General features: G+C 50.6%; 13 protein-coding genes. 7 read left to right on the top strand and 6 right to left on the bottom strand.

The window, feature by feature from the left end:
* The first annotated feature begins 298 nt into the window (after nt 1–298).
* From carA to kefC, 4 genes are all read left to right on the top strand, one after another.
* Entirely contained in the window at nt 299–1,471 is a 1,173-nt protein-coding gene (gene carA / locus CPY98_RS16910; protein WP_096388473.1) for a glutamine-hydrolyzing carbamoyl-phosphate synthase small subunit, read from the top strand.
* 18 nt (nt 1,472–1,489) lie between these two features.
* Entirely contained in the window at nt 1,490–4,714 is a 3,225-nt protein-coding gene (gene carB / locus CPY98_RS16905; protein WP_096388472.1) for a carbamoyl-phosphate synthase large subunit, read from the top strand.
* Between the two features lie 276 nt (nt 4,715–4,990).
* A complete protein-coding gene (gene kefF / locus CPY98_RS16900; RefSeq protein WP_025801428.1) occupies nt 4,991–5,563 on the top strand; it encodes a glutathione-regulated potassium-efflux system oxidoreductase KefF in 573 nt (190 codons plus the stop codon).
* Nucleotides 5,556–7,442 (top strand): glutathione-regulated potassium-efflux system protein KefC, encoded by a 1,887-nt coding sequence (gene kefC / locus CPY98_RS16895; RefSeq protein WP_043495419.1) that lies wholly within the window; start codon nt 5,556–5,558, stop codon nt 7,440–7,442. The genes kefF and kefC overlap by 8 nt, the downstream gene beginning before the upstream one ends.
* A 42-nt stretch (nt 7,443–7,484) precedes the next feature.
* Here kefC and CPY98_RS16890 read toward each other — a convergent pair whose 3' ends face one another.
* Nucleotides 7,485–8,099, bottom strand: a complete 615-nt coding sequence (locus CPY98_RS16890; protein ID WP_025801430.1) for a LysE family translocator — start codon at nt 8,097–8,099, stop codon at nt 7,485–7,487.
* Nucleotides 8,100–8,261: 162 nt separating this feature from the next.
* Between CPY98_RS16890 and CPY98_RS16885 the strand changes: the two genes are divergently transcribed.
* The 3 genes from CPY98_RS16885 (at nt 8,262) to folA (ending at nt 10,141) form a co-directional block, all read left to right on the top strand.
* Nucleotides 8,262–9,038 (top strand): threonine/serine exporter ThrE family protein, encoded by a 777-nt coding sequence (locus tag CPY98_RS16885; RefSeq protein ID WP_025801431.1) that lies wholly within the window; start codon nt 8,262–8,264, stop codon nt 9,036–9,038.
* Nucleotides 9,038–9,502: a threonine/serine exporter gene (locus tag CPY98_RS16880; protein WP_025801432.1), complete on the top strand. Its 465-nt coding sequence runs from the start codon at nt 9,038–9,040 to the stop codon at nt 9,500–9,502. Before CPY98_RS16885 ends, CPY98_RS16880 begins: the two co-directional genes overlap by 1 nt.
* 156 nt (nt 9,503–9,658) lie before the next feature.
* Nucleotides 9,659–10,141 (top strand): type 3 dihydrofolate reductase, encoded by a 483-nt coding sequence (gene folA / locus CPY98_RS16875; RefSeq protein ID WP_040045409.1) that lies wholly within the window; start codon nt 9,659–9,661, stop codon nt 10,139–10,141.
* A 70-nt stretch (nt 10,142–10,211) separates the two neighbouring features.
* On the opposite strand, the gene apaH is transcribed toward folA, so the two are convergent.
* From apaH to surA, 5 genes are all read right to left on the bottom strand, one after another.
* A complete protein-coding gene (gene apaH / locus CPY98_RS16870; protein ID WP_043495417.1) occupies nt 10,212–11,051 on the bottom strand; it encodes a bis(5'-nucleosyl)-tetraphosphatase (symmetrical) ApaH in 840 nt (279 codons plus the stop codon).
* Between the two features lie 17 nt (nt 11,052–11,068).
* Nucleotides 11,069–11,446, bottom strand: a complete 378-nt coding sequence (apaG, locus tag CPY98_RS16865) for a Co2+/Mg2+ efflux protein ApaG (RefSeq protein ID WP_025801435.1) — start codon at nt 11,444–11,446, stop codon at nt 11,069–11,071.
* A 76-nt stretch (nt 11,447–11,522) separates the two neighbouring features.
* Nucleotides 11,523–12,335, bottom strand: coding sequence for a 16S rRNA (adenine(1518)-N(6)/adenine(1519)-N(6))-dimethyltransferase RsmA (gene rsmA / locus CPY98_RS16860; RefSeq protein ID WP_025801436.1), 813 nt, complete (start codon nt 12,333–12,335; stop codon nt 11,523–11,525).
* Nucleotides 12,328–13,344 carry a 4-hydroxythreonine-4-phosphate dehydrogenase PdxA gene (gene pdxA / locus CPY98_RS16855; protein WP_369828254.1) on the bottom strand — a complete coding sequence of 339 codons (1,017 nt, stop codon included), beginning with the start codon at nt 13,342–13,344 and terminating at the stop codon, nt 12,328–12,330. Before pdxA ends, rsmA begins: the two co-directional genes overlap by 8 nt.
* A complete protein-coding gene (gene surA / locus CPY98_RS16850) occupies nt 13,325–14,623 on the bottom strand; it encodes a peptidylprolyl isomerase SurA (protein ID WP_046359699.1) in 1,299 nt (432 codons plus the stop codon). The genes pdxA and surA overlap by 20 nt, the downstream gene beginning before the upstream one ends.
* Nucleotides 14,624–14,627 lie beyond the last annotated feature (4 nt).

Genomic DNA, 14,627 nt, shown 5'->3' with positions numbered 1-14,627 from the left:
ATTGACCTTTGCAGAGGAAAATTGCATCATAAACGTATTGCCGCTAATTCACGACACTGGCAACCGTTTTCTATTTCTAGTTAATATCTATTTTTAACCTCTTCGCTGTAAAATCTCTTCTTAAGCCTTAAAAAATACAAAAAAATCATCTTTTCAGGTAGACAAGCATTCACCACGTCTTTAGAATGCGCGCAATTTGCCGGAAATTAGTCAAGAAGGCAGTTTTTTGCATTGATTTAGATCGAATGATCTGCATTAATATGCAAATAATGTGACTGAATATTCTTTGGAGGGTGTTTTGATTAAGTCAGCTATATTGGTTCTGGAAGACGGAACCCAGTTTCACGGTCGGTCGATTGGTGCAGATGGATCGGCGGTGGGCGAGGTGGTCTTCAATACGTCAATGACCGGTTATCAAGAAATCCTCACTGATCCTTCCTATTCCCGCCAGCTAGTCACTCTTACTTATCCCCATATCGGCAATGTCGGCACTAACGCCTCTGATGAAGAATCCTCCGCTGTTCATGCTCAAGGCCTGATAATTCGCGATTTGCCTCTGATTGCTAGCAACTACCGCAGCACCGAATGCCTCTCTGATTACCTCAAACGTCACAATGTTGTGGCTATCGCCGATATCGATACCCGCAAACTGACGCGTTTATTGCGTGAGAAAGGGGCTCAGAATGGCTGCATCATCACCGGTAGCATTGACGGTACTCAGCCAGATGTTCAATTGGCGCTGGAGAAAGCGAAAGCATTCCCAGGCTTAAAAGGCATGGATCTGGCAAAAGAAGTCACTACCCGAGAATCTTATTCTTGGACGCAAGGTAGTTGGACGCTGATGGGCGAATTGCCTGCGGCGAAAGAAGAGTCAGAGCTGCCATTCCACGTTGTTGCCTATGACTATGGCGTGAAACGTAACATCCTACGCATGCTGGTTGATAGAGGCTGCCGCCTAACGGTGGTTCCAGCGCAAACGCCAGCGGAAGATGTGTTGAAGCTCAACCCCGATGGCATTTTCCTATCCAATGGTCCTGGTGACCCAGAACCGTGTGATTACGCAATTCGCGCCATTAAAACCTTCTTAGATACAGAAATTCCAGTATTTGGTATTTGCTTGGGCCACCAACTTCTGGCGCTAGCAAGCGGAGCCAAAACCATCAAGATGAAGCTGGGCCATCACGGCGGCAACCATCCGGTGAAAGACCTCGATAAAGACGTTGTGATGATTACCGCTCAAAACCATGGTTTTGCCGTTGATGGCGACAATCTGCCAGATACGCTGCGTGTGACGCACAAGTCCCTGTTTGACCACACGGTTCAGGGGATTCATCGCACGGATAAAGCGGCGTTTAGTTTCCAAGGCCACCCAGAGGCAAGCCCTGGGCCGCACGATGCTGCGCCGCTGTTTGACCACTTTATCGATTTGATTCAGACCTACCGCACCACTATGACAAGAACAGCCAAATAATCAGGAGCAATAAATAAAATGCCAAAACGTACTGATATAAAAAGCATCCTGATTCTGGGCGCAGGCCCGATTGTTATCGGCCAAGCATGTGAATTTGACTACTCGGGTGCTCAAGCGTGTAAAGCGCTGCGCGAAGAAGGTTACCGCGTCATTCTGGTGAACTCGAACCCCGCCACCATCATGACTGACCCTGAAATGGCCGATGCGACCTATATCGAGCCGATTCACTGGGAAGTGGTGCGCAAAATCATCGAAAAAGAGCGCCCTGATGCCGTTCTGCCTACCATGGGTGGACAGACTGCGCTGAACTGCGCGCTTGAGTTAGAGCGCCAAGGTGTGCTGGAAGAGTTTGGCGTAACCATGATTGGTGCGACCGCCGACGCCATTGATAAAGCCGAAGACCGTCGTCGTTTCGATATCGCGATGAAGAAAATTGGCCTCGACACCGCACGTTCAGGCATCGCTCATACGATGGAAGAAGCCTTAGCCGTGGCGGCTGACGTTGGCTTCCCATGTATTATTCGTCCTTCATTCACCATGGGCGGCACCGGCGGCGGTATTGCGTATAACCGTGAAGAGTTCGAAGAGATTTGCGAGCGCGGTCTGGATCTTTCACCGACCAAAGAGCTACTGATTGATGAGTCGCTGATTGGTTGGAAAGAGTACGAGATGGAAGTGGTACGTGATAAAAACGACAACTGCATCATCGTTTGCTCGATTGAAAACTTCGATGCGATGGGCATTCATACCGGCGACTCCATCACCGTGGCACCGGCCCAAACGCTGACCGACAAAGAATATCAAATCATGCGTAACGCCTCGATGGCGGTACTGCGTGAAATCGGCGTAGAAACCGGTGGTTCTAACGTGCAGTTTGCGGTGAACCCGAAAAATGGCCGTCTGATCGTCATTGAAATGAACCCTCGCGTTTCTCGCTCCTCTGCGCTGGCGTCCAAAGCGACTGGCTTCCCGATTGCGAAAGTGGCAGCCAAACTGGCGGTGGGTTATACCCTCGACGAACTGATGAACGACATCACCGGCGGTCGTACTCCGGCCTCGTTTGAACCGTCTATCGACTACGTTGTGACCAAAATTCCTCGCTTTAACTTCGAGAAATTTGCGGGCGCAAACGACCGTCTGACTACGCAGATGAAATCCGTCGGCGAAGTGATGGCGATTGGTCGCACTCAGCAAGAGTCTCTACAGAAAGCCCTTCGTGGTCTGGAAGTCGGCGCTGCGGGCTTCGACCCTAAAGTGAGCCTCGATGACCCAGAAGCGCTCACCAAAATCCGTCGTGAGCTTAAAGATGCTGGCGCTGAGCGTATTTGGTACATCGCCGACGCTTTCCGCGCAGGTCTGTCCGTTGACGGCGTGTTCAACCTGACCAACATCGACCGCTGGTTCTTGGTGCAAATCGAAGAATTGGTGCGCTTGGAAGAGCAGGTCGCGGAAGTGGGTATCAATGGTCTGAGCCATGAATTCTTACGCCAATTGAAACGCAAAGGTTTTGCTGACGCTCGTTTAGCGAAGCTGGCTGGTGTGGCTGAAACTGAAATTCGCAAACTGCGCCACAAGTACAATCTGCATCCTGTTTACAAACGTGTGGATACCTGTGCGGCAGAATTTGCCACCGACACGGCTTACATGTACTCCACTTATGAAGAAGAGTGCGAGTCGAATCCAAACAGCGACCGTCCGAAAATTATCGTGCTGGGCGGCGGTCCAAACCGTATAGGTCAAGGTATTGAGTTCGACTACTGCTGTGTGCATGCGTCCCTTGCGCTGCGTGAAGACGGCTACGAAACCATCATGGTGAACTGTAACCCTGAAACCGTTTCAACCGACTACGATACCTCTGACCGTCTGTACTTTGAGCCGGTTACGCTAGAAGACGTGCTGGAAATTGTGGCGGTAGAAAAACCACAGGGCGTCATCGTGCAGTACGGTGGTCAGACGCCGCTGAAACTGGCTCGTGCATTGGAAGCCGCCGGTGTGCCGGTTATCGGTACTAGCCCAGATGCGATTGACCGTGCTGAAGACCGTGAGCGTTTCCAGCAGGCCGTTGTGCGCCTTGGCTTAAAACAGCCAGCTAACGCCACGGTTTCAACCATCGAGCAAGCCATCGAGAAGGGCGCTGTTATCGGTTATCCGCTGGTGGTTCGCCCATCCTACGTGCTGGGTGGCCGCGCGATGGAAATCGTGTATGACGAAATCGACCTGCGCCGTTACTTCCAAAATGCGGTGAGCGTGTCTAACGATGCACCGGTGCTGCTGGATCACTTCCTTGATGATGCGGTTGAGGTTGACGTTGATGCTATCTGTGACGGTGAGCGCGTATTAATCGGCGGCATTATGGAGCACATTGAGCAGGCTGGTGTTCACTCCGGTGACTCGGCATGTTCACTGCCTGCTTATACGCTGAGCCAAGAAATTCAGGACGTGATGCGCGTACAGGCTGAAAAACTGGCGATGGAGCTCGGCGTTCGTGGTTTGATGAACGTGCAGTTCGCGGTTAAAGATAACGAAGTGTATTTGATTGAAGTGAACCCGCGTGCGGCACGTACCGTGCCATTTGTGTCTAAAGCGACGGGTGTTCCGCTGGCGAAAGTCGCGGCGCGTGTGATGGCAGGCCAAACGTTGGCACAGCAGGGCGTGACGAAAGAAGTTATCCCGCCATATTACTCAGTGAAAGAAGTGGTGCTACCGTTCAATAAATTCCCAGGCGTTGACCCCATCTTAGGGCCTGAGATGCGCTCTACCGGTGAAGTGATGGGCGTTGGCCGCACCTTTGCGGAAGCTTTCTCTAAAGCGATGCTGGGCAGCCAGTCTAAGGTGAAAACCCCGGGGCGTGCGCTACTGTCTGTACGTGAAGGCGACAAACACCGCGTAGTTGATTTGGCGGCAAAACTGCTGAAACAAGGCTTCGAGCTGGATGCGACCCACGGTACCGCAATCGTTCTGGGCGAAGCAGGGATTAATCCACGCTTGGTCAACAAGGTGCATGAAGGTCGTCCGCATATTCAAGACCGTATCAAAAACGGTGAGTATTCCTATATCGTCAACACCACCGCAGGTCGTCAGGCGATTGAAGACTCCAAGTTGATTCGCCGCAGCGCGCTGCAATACAAAGTGCATTACGACACCACGCTGAACGGTGGTTTTGCTACCGCGATGGCGCTGAATTCCGACCCAACCGAGCAGGTAACGTCGGTGCAGGAAATGCATGCGCGCTTGAAAGGGTAATATCGGCGCCAAAAATGTCTGAGTTGAAATGCTAAGCCTGACTTCGGTCAGGCTTTTTTTTGGCTAATGTTTTCGTCATTCCAAAAACTTGAGCAACTTGTTAAAAATTTTCAGATTTTATTTGTTTTTAAAACTGTCATGCTATGTCGTAGAAAATTCCCTAAGTTTTTTGATGCCTTAACCGATTAATATTCCTGTTAGCACCGCTTGCATTGCTGCCATGACATCAATATTTGGGTCTAAGATACATTAAGGCTTTCGCACAACGAGAAACGCATGATCCTGATAATATACGCCCATCCTTATCCTCGGCATTCGCATGCCAATAAGCGTTTGTTAGACGCCGTTATCGATATTCCTGAGGTTGAAGTTCGCTCACTGTATGAGCTCTATCCTGATTTCAATATTAACGTTGCTGCCGAACAGCAGGCGTTGAGTCAGGCCGATCTCATCATCCTGCAACACCCGATGCAGTGGTACAGCATGCCTCCGTTGTTGAAGCTGTGGATCGATAAAGTTTTGGAGCACGGTTGGGCATATGGACATAACGGCAAAGCGTTAGAGGGAAAAGATTTTATGTGGGCGGTCACCACCGGTGGCAACGATCATCATTTTGATTTAGGTGACCATCCGGGCTTCCCGATTCTTTCTCAGCCGATTCAGGCAACGGCAGTTTATTGCGGCATGAACTGGCTACCCTATTTTGCTGAACATAATACGTTTTCATGCGACGAAGCGGCGTTGGCTCGAGCCAGTGAAAGCTATCGTCGGCGTTTGATCAATTATATTGCGCTTCATCCGCAGGCAGAATTACCGGCATCAGACGTTGAGGAGCCTGCACATGGATAATCACGGCATGATGATTGAAGGGCTGATTTATCTCGGCTCTGCGGCGCTGTTTGTGCCAATTGCGGTGCGCCTTGGTTTGGGATCGGTGCTGGGATATTTGATCGCTGGCTGCATTATTGGCCCGTGGGGGCTAAAGCTAGTTTCTGATGCGGAGTCTATTCTGACTTTTGCTGAAATTGGCGTGGTGTTGATGCTGTTTGTGATTGGCCTTGAACTTGATCCTAAGCGCCTTTGGACGCTGCGTGCCTCGGTCTTCGGCGGTGGTAGTATTCAAATGGTCGGCTGTGGATTAGTACTAAGCCTGTTCTGCTATTTGTTGGGGCTGAGTTGGCAAGTGGCTATCTTGATTGGCTTAACGTTGGCGCTTTCTTCTACCGCAATTGCGATGCAGGCGATGAATGAGCGCAACTTGACCCCATCACCGATTGGCCGTTCCTCCTTTGCCGTTCTGCTATTCCAAGATATTGCGGCGATACCGCTGGTGGCGATGATCCCTCTGCTGGCAAGCAGCGGAGCAACCACCACCATGGGCGCATTTGCGCTGTCGGCGGCGAAAGTGGTTGGCGCTTTAGCTATCGTTATCTTGCTCGGTCGTTACGTGACTCGACCATTGCTACATTTTGTTGCGCGTTCAGGCATGCGTGAAGTGTTCAGCGCCGTGGCGTTATTTCTGGTGTTTGGATTTGGTGTACTGCTAGAGATGGCAGGGATGTCGATGGCGATGGGCGCATTTTTGGCCGGTGTTTTGCTGGCAAGCTCCGAGTATCGACACGCGCTGGAAAGCGATATCCAGCCGTTTAAAGGCCTATTGTTGGGGCTATTCTTTATCGGCGTGGGAATGTCGATCGATTTTGGCACCTTGTTTAGCCATCCGTTGCTGATTGCGACGCTTCTGTTCGGGTTCTTAATCCTAAAAGCGGCTTTGCTGTGGCTGGTCGCGCCGATTTTAGGCGTACCGCGTAAGCAGAGAACGTTATTTGCGGTGCTATTAGGGCAGGGCAGTGAGTTTGCATTCGTGGTGTTTGGTGCGGCTCAAATGGCCGGTGTTTTGCCCGGTGAGTGGGCAAAATCACTCACGTTGGCGGTTGCGCTTTCCATGGCGGTAACGCCGATCCTGCTGGTGATATACACACGCATGGAGAAAAACGTTAAACAGGATGAACGCCCGCAGGACATTATTGATGATGATAATGCCAGCGTGATCATTGCCGGTTTCGGCAGATTTGGGCAGATTGCGGGTCGTTTGCTATTAGCCAATGACGTGCATACCGTCGTGCTAGATCACGATCCCGACCATGTCGAAACGCTGCGTAAATTTGGCATGAAAGTGTTTTATGGCGATGCAACCCGCGTGGATCTGCTTGAGTCGGCGGGTGCCGCCAAGGCAAAAGTATTAATTAACGCCATTGATGACGTGGATGCCAACCTGCAGTTGACCGAGCTGGCGCAGGAACATTTCCCTCATCTGAAAATTGTTGCGCGCGCGCGCGATGTCGATCACTACTATCAGCTGCGGCAGCGCGGCGTGGAGTTCGTTGAACGTGAGCTGTTTGAAGGATCGCTACGTGTTGGACGCAATGTGCTGGAGCACTTGGGCTGTGGGGCCTACGAGGCTCGCGAAAAGGCAGATATTTTCCGTCGTTATAACCTACGTATGCTGGAAGAAACGGTGCCAAATTACGAGGATGCCGAATTCCGTCTTGCCAGTTTACAGCGGGCTAAAGAAATGCTGAGTCAGGCGATTGAGCAGGATAAGGCGCGTTTGACCATCGCTCAGCAAAGCGGCTGGCGCGGAAGTATTGACGGCAAATCTCCTGATCTTGACCCTATGGTTACGATCCACGAAGAGGATGTGCCAGAACTGCAAAAAGACGCATAACGTTTTCGCCCTCTTTCATGTACGGAAAGAGGGCATTTAGCCTTAGCTTAAGGCCACTTTCAGGCCTAACCCAATAAGCATCACACCTAAAAGCCGGTCGATTATCTTTTGTGCTTTTGCCAGTGCTAGACGAACAGGGGCGCTTTGAATCAGCACTACCAGCATTGGCCACCAAATGAAAGATAAACCCAGAATTATCCCCGCATACCACAGTTTTTCACCTACGCCTGAGTTAACCTCTAATACCTGAGTGAATACCGCCAGAAAGAATAATGTCGCCTTCGGATTGAGCAAGTTACACAAATAGCCTTGCAAAAATGCGCTTTTAAGGCTGACTTCTTGAGGCGTTTGGTTATCGACATTTATCTTGCTGCCACCACGGGAAAAGAGGGCATGAATGCCAATCCAGACTAAATAAGCGGCACCGGCATATTTTAGAATATTAAACAGCCACGGCGTGGTGGTGATCACCACGGCTAGACCGGCGACACAATACGACATGTGGGTTGCTACGCCGCCGATCACGCCAAGGGCGGTCATCATGCCGGCCTGACGCCTGTATCGCGAGGCGTTTTTGATCACTAAGAAGAAATCGGGGCCGGGCGATAACATTCCTAGCGTTGCGATAGACGCAACAAACAGCGTGGTTTCAAACATGATGAGATCCGTGGTGAGCGAGAATATGACGAAATCATAACGCCATGATGAGGCAAGTGCATCACCTCTATTGGGGTTATTGAAGCAATATGATAAGAATATGAAAGCACTCTTTTTAAGCGAAAAATGAACGTATAACAACCAAAAAAATCAGGAAAAACCATGGATGTGGATTCTCATAAGCAGAGGGAAATTACTCGGCTCTGTATACAATGTGCCCTTTTTTTGTTGCAACACGGTGCCGAAAGCATGTTAGTTGAACAGCTTTCATCTCGGTTAGGCGTTGCGCTTGGAGCTGAAAGCGTTGAAAGCTCAATCTCGGCAAATGCGGTGGTGTTGACGACGATTATTGGTGGTCACTGCATGACGTCAACGCGCAAAAATGTGGATCGCGGGATCAATATGCACGTTGTGACTGAGGTTCAGCACATTGTGATTATGGCTGAGCACCACTTGCTGGATATCAAAGACGTGCATCGGCGTTTTGAGCATATCAAACCGCTGCGTTATCCACGCTGGTTGCTGGTTTTAATGGTTGGACTGTCCTGTGCTTGTTTCTGCAAACTCAACGGTGGCGGTTGGGATGGATCTTTGGTGGCATTTATTGCCAGCGCCGTGGCGATGTATGTGAGGCAGGTACTGACTCAGCGTCAAATGCACCCGCAGATTAATTTCTGTATTACTGCTTTTGTTGCCACCTCGGTATCGGGGTTGCTTATCCAATATGACCCATTTAAAGCAACATCCACCATCGCTATGGCGGCGAGTGTTTTGCTGTTGGTGCCAGGTTTCCCTTTGATTAACGCGGTGGCGGATATGTTCAAAGGGCATGTAAATACCGGCTTGGCTCGCTGGGCAATGGCGTCACTGCTGACGCTCGCGACCTGTATTGGCGTGGTGATGGCAATGTCGTTGTGGGGGCTTAGAGGATGGATATAATCGATTTATTGCTCGCATTGTTGCAGGACATGGTTTTAGCTGCAGTACCCGCCGTGGGTTTTGCGCTGGTATTTAATGTCCCTGTTCGTGCGTTACGTTACTGTGCATTACTGGGTGCCATTGGGCATGGTTCACGCATGGTGATGATGCACTTTGGGATAAATATCGAGTGGGCAACGTTGGGGGCTGCGATATTGATCGGGGTGCTGGGAATTCAGTGGTCGCGCAGGCTGCTTGCTCATCCTAAGGTGTTTACCGTCGCCGCCGTGATCCCAATGTTCCCCGGTATCTATGCCTACACGGCGATGATTTCCGTGGTGAAAATTTCACACCTTGGCTTTAGCGATGCATTGTTTGAAACCATGGTCACCAATTTTCTAAAAGCGTCGTTTATTGTGGGCGCGCTTTCCATCGGCCTATCTCTTCCGGGACTGTGGTTATACCGCAAACGTCCAAGCGTTTAGTTTTTGCGAGTCTGAGAAGCGAAAAATTGAAGTAGAAATGCTGTTTTATCTGAGGGTTAGTTTAAGTGGGTGTAAATGAGGCCATCTGGCTATCGACACCCGCTAACCCTTTACTTATAGTGTGCGCAATTTTTCTACTTGATAGGATCGACCAACATGTATATCAGCCTAATTGCTGCGCTTGCAGCAGATCGTGTTATTGGTATGGAAAACGCGATGCCGTGGCATTTACCGGCCGATCTCGCGTGGTTTAAGCGTAATACTTTAGATAAGCCCGTTATCATGGGACGCAAGACGTTTGAATCCATTGGCCGGCCTCTGCCAGGGCGTCACAATATCGTATTAAGCAGCCAGCCGGGCAATGATGATCGCGTGACATGGGTTGCTTCACCCGAGGCCGCAATTGCCGCTGCCGGTGATGTTGAAGAGGTGATGGTTATCGGCGGTGGCAGTATTTATTCTCAGTTCCTGCCGCTAGCTCAACGGATGTATTTAACACACGTTGACGCTGAAGTGGGCGGAGATACCTACTTCCCAGACTATGAACCCGATGAGTGGGAAACCTCATTTAGCGAGTTTCACGATGCGGATAGCGCAAACTCTCACGGCTATTGCTTTGAGATCTTGCACAAGCGCTAAGTGACAGCCTGATAAAAAAAAGCCCGCATATGACTGCGGGCTTTTTTGTTTTGAAATCATTGAACGCTAATTACGCGGACTCTTCTATCGATTTAGGTCGTAGAGAGGGTTGGGTGAAATACTGTTTGTCTTCCCAGCGAAGCAGGGTTAAATCACCACCCCAGCAGCATCCGGTATCCAGCGCATAGACCTGCGGCGGAGTGCCTTTCCCTTCCAGTGATGCCCAATGCCCGAAGGCGATTGAGTAACCTTCATCCAATACTTTGCTAGGCAAATTAAACCATGGTTTTAGCGGTGAAGGCGCTTCGCCCGGTGCATCTTTGCAGATCATATCCAGTTCGCCACCAGGGAAACAGTAACGCATGCGCGTTAAGGCGTTGGTTGAAAAACGCAGGCGCTGTAATCCGGTGAGGCCATCAACCCAACTGTTTGGCATATCGCCATACATCGCGTTTAAAAACAGTGGATAGCTGTCACTGCTGAGCACGGCTTCGACTTCACGTGCACAAAGCTGCGCAGTCTCAATATCCCACTGAGGGCTGATACCCGCGTGCGCCATTACCAGCTTAAGCTCGTTGTCGACCTGAAGTACGGGTTGGCGACGTAGCCAGTTAATCAGGCTATCTGCATCAGGGGCGTCGAGCAGTGGGGTAATCTTATCTTTCGGCTTGTTACGGCTAATACCTGCGTACACGGCGAGAAGATGCAGATCGTGATTACCCAGCACCATCCGAACGCTATCGCCCAACGACTGTACATAGCGTAGAACTTCCACCGAGTCTGGGCCACGAGCAACCAGATCTCCGGTTAGCCACAGCGTATCTTTAGCCGGATCAAAATCAACCTGCGCCAATAAAGAACGAAGCTCTTCATAGCAACCGTGGACATCGCCAATCAATAATGTAGACATAGATGAGTCAGTTTTGCTCAGTTAATGAGTGTCGGGATAGCTAAACGAAATACGGGTATGGCAATACGAAACTCCTGACCAGCATGATCGATCATTTCATAATGTCCTTCCATGGTGCCACAAGGCGTTTCAATAATGGCTCCGCTGGTATATTGGAACTCATTATTAGGCAGAATGAGCGGCTGTTCGCCAATCACGCCTTCGCCCTGAACTTCAGTCTGACGCCCGTTACCGTTGGTAATCAGCCAGTAACGTCGTAGGAGCTGTACATTGAATCGCCCAAGATTCCTAATGGTGATGGTATACGCGAAAACAAAACGCTCTTCATCGGGAAGAGACTGGGTTTCTGCATAGGCACTTTGTACCTGAATACACACACGAGGTGAATCAATCATGATGTACGGCTCCCGTTATGACGTTGTCAGCGAGATCTATACCCTCACCGATAAACAGAGAGGGTATATTGCACAACTATTCTGCTGATTTCTCACACAGCCAGTTGGCGAGTTTGCAATAGTTCTCAACAGAGATGTTCTCTGCACGCTGAGCAGGATCGATACCCAGCTCGGTCAATTGTTCTGGCGTGAACAGATGGCCCAAGCTATTGCGTACGGTTTTGCGACGCTGATTAAAAGCTTCTGTGGTGATACGGCTAAGCACGCGGATGTCTTTGACCGGATGCGGAATAGTCGCATGTGGGATCAAACGAACCACGGCTGAGTCAACCTTTGGTGCTGGACGAAACGCCGTTGGCGGAACTTCCAGTACAGGAATAACCTGACAGTAGTATTGCGCCATAACGGTCAAACGGCCATAGGCTTTACTGTTCGGCCCGGCAACCAAACGGTTCACCACTTCTTTTTGCAACATGAAATGCATGTCGCTGATAGCTCCAGTATAGGTGAACAGGTGGAACATCAACGGCGTTGAAATGTTGTAAGGCAGATTACCAAATACGCGTATCGGTTGGCCCAACTCGCGTGACAGTTCGCCAAAATCAACGGTCATCGCATCTTGCTGGCGAATGTTAAGTTTGCTGCTGATAAACGGATGCGTTGCTAGTCGCGCGGCTAAATCGCGGTCGAGTTCGATAACCGTCATTTTGTCCATGCGGTCGGCAACAGGCTCGGTCAGTGCGCCCAAACCGGGGCCGATTTCAACCACGGCTTGGCCTGGCATTGGGTGAATAGCGGACACAATGCTGTCGATCACATACTGATCGGTCAGGAAGTTTTGTCCAAAACGTTTACGAGCCAGATGGCCTTGGTGAACTCTGTTATTCATTACTGTTATTTATCATTTTAATAGCGAGATTTAATGCTGTTCTGAAACTACCCACATCAGCGATGCCAGTAGCAGCCAGATCCAGCGCGGTGCCGTGATCGACGGAGGTGCGGATAAACGGCAGCCCCAACGTAATATTCACAGCGCGGCCGAAGCCTTGGTATTTTAACACCGGCAGGCCTTGATCGTGATACATCGCCAAAACGGCATCGGCGTGCTCCAGATATTTAGGCTGGAATAGTGTATCAGCGGGCAAGGGCCCAATCAGGTGAATACCCTGTTGACGCAGTGACTCAAGCGTCGGAATAATCACATCAATTTCTTCACGTCCCATATGACCGCCTTCACCCGCGTGGGGGTTGAGGCCACAGACGTAAATTTGCGGTTCATCGATACCAAATTTGGTACGTAAATCATGATCTAGGATCGTGATAACTTCAGTGAGCGTTTGTGGCGTAATCGCCGCAGGCACATCAAGTAGTGGAAGATGGGTGGTGGCTAATGCCACACGCAACTCTTCCGTCGCCAGCATCATCACCACGCGATCGCGATGGCTACGTTCGGCGAAGAACTCGGTGTGGCCAGTGAAAGGCACACCCGCGTCATTAATAATGCCTTTATGCACGGGGCCTGTGATGAGCGCCGCGAATTCACCGCTCAGGCAGCCCTCGCACGCTCGCGCCAGCGTTTCCACCACGTAGGCACCATTATTAACATCAAGTTGCCCAGGCAAAGCTTTGCTGTGTAGCTTGATGGGCAGAATGGTCAGCGTTTTTTCTGCTTGCGGCTGAGCGGAGACATCAGGCTGATATTCTCGCAACGTCAGCGGCAGTTGCAATAATGCGGCGCGTTCAAGCAACAAAGCCGGATCGGCGCACACTACCAACTCAGCAGGCCAAGCCTGTTGAGCAAGAGCGATTACCAAATCCGGCCCCACCCCGGCAGGTTCACCGGGGGTTATAACGACACGAAACGTGTCATGTGTATGATTACTGGGCATTGCTACCATCAATAATTTTTACATAAGCGCTGGCACGCTCTTCCTGCATCCAAGTCTGTGCTTCTTCCGCAAACTTGCGGTTGAACAGCATGCGATATGCGCGATCTTTCTGTGCATCATCGGTGCGGTCAACTTGGCGCGTATCCATCAGTTGAATCAAATGCCAGCCAAATGAAGAGTGAACCGGTGCGCTTAATTCGCCTTTTTGCAGCTTCATTAACGCATCGCGGAAAGCAGGGTCATACATGGTCGGAACTGCCCAACCGAGATCGCCACCTTTCAGTGCTGATCCTGGATCCTGAGAAATAGCACGCGCGGCTTCATCAAAGGTGATCTGCTTGTTCTTAATCTGCTGGGCAACTTCCTGCAGTTTTGCACGAGCCTGATCGTCGGTCATCACCGGAGAAGGGCGCAGCAAAATATGACGAGCATGAACTTCGGTAACAGACACATTAGCCTGACCGCCACGAACGTCATTTACTTTTAGGATATGGAAACCAACGCCGGAGCGGATTGGGCCAATGATGTCACCTTTTTTAGCCGTTTGCAGTGCAGCTGCAAACAGTGAAGGCAGTTCCTGAATTTTTCCCCAGCCCATTTGGCCGCCTTTCAGCGCCTGAGAGTCTGCGGAATAACTTACTGCCATCTTGCCAAAATCAGCACCTTTGTTCAGTTGGTCAGTCAGCTGACGAGCCTGTTGTTCTGCGTCGTCAACCTGCTGCTGAGATGGATTTTCCGGCAGAGCAATCAGGATGTGGCTGAGGTTAAGCTCGGTATCAGCGCCGTTCTGCGATCCAACTTGTTTAGCTAACGCTTCAACTTCCTGCGGAAGAATCGTCACGCGGCGGCGAACTTCATTGTTACGCACTTCAGAAATCAGCATCTCTTTACGGATCTGCTCGCGATAGGTTTTATAGTTAATCCCATCGGCGGCCAAACGGCTACGCATCTGATCCATCGACATGTTGTTTTGCTGAGCAATGTTACCAATCGCACGATCGACGTCGGCATCGGTCATATTGATGCCCATCTTTTTCGCCATCTGCAACTGAATGTTATCCATGATCAGACGCTCGAGGATCTGGTGACGTAATGTGGCATCATCAGGCAGTTGCTGACCGGCTTCACGCGCGTTCAGTTTTACGGATTGCATCAGACCATCGACGTCACTTTCCAGCACCACACCGTTATCAACCACAGCGGCTACTTTATCAACGACTTGAGGGGCTGCAAACGCAGTGTTGGCACAGAATGCCACACCGAGGATCAGCGTTCTCCAGTTCTTCATACCT

Source organism: Hafnia sp. CBA7124, assembly GCF_002355555.1.
Taxonomy (GTDB): domain Bacteria; phylum Pseudomonadota; class Gammaproteobacteria; order Enterobacterales; family Enterobacteriaceae; genus Hafnia; species Hafnia alvei.
Note: the sequence above shows the minus strand (reverse complement) of the source record. Positions and strands in the feature narration are given on the sequence as shown.

What these genes read in the sequence shown, in the direction of transcription:
- CPY98_RS16890 (WP_025801430.1), bottom strand. Translation starts at nt 8,099, where the DNA reads ATGTTTGAAACCACGCTGTTTGTTGCGTCTATCGCAACGCTAGGAATG.
- pdxA (WP_369828254.1), bottom strand. Translation starts at nt 13,344, where the DNA reads ATGGTAGCAATGCCCAGTAATCATACACATGACACGTTTCGTGTCGTT.
- carB (WP_096388472.1), top strand. Translation starts at nt 1,490, where the DNA reads ATGCCAAAACGTACTGATATAAAAAGCATCCTGATTCTGGGCGCAGGC.
- kefC (WP_043495419.1), top strand. Translation starts at nt 5,556, where the DNA reads ATGGATAATCACGGCATGATGATTGAAGGGCTGATTTATCTCGGCTCT.
- rsmA (WP_025801436.1), bottom strand. Translation starts at nt 12,335, where the DNA reads ATGAATAACAGAGTTCACCAAGGCCATCTGGCTCGTAAACGTTTTGGA.
- apaG (WP_025801435.1), bottom strand. Translation starts at nt 11,446, where the DNA reads ATGATTGATTCACCTCGTGTGTGTATTCAGGTACAAAGTGCCTATGCA.
- surA (WP_046359699.1), bottom strand. Translation starts at nt 14,623, where the DNA reads ATGAAGAACTGGAGAACGCTGATCCTCGGTGTGGCATTCTGTGCCAAC.
- apaH (WP_043495417.1), bottom strand. Translation starts at nt 11,051, where the DNA reads ATGTCTACATTATTGATTGGCGATGTCCACGGTTGCTATGAAGAGCTT.
- kefF (WP_025801428.1), top strand. Translation starts at nt 4,991, where the DNA reads ATGATCCTGATAATATACGCCCATCCTTATCCTCGGCATTCGCATGCC.
- CPY98_RS16885 (WP_025801431.1), top strand. Translation starts at nt 8,262, where the DNA reads ATGGATGTGGATTCTCATAAGCAGAGGGAAATTACTCGGCTCTGTATA.
- folA (WP_040045409.1), top strand. Translation starts at nt 9,659, where the DNA reads ATGTATATCAGCCTAATTGCTGCGCTTGCAGCAGATCGTGTTATTGGT.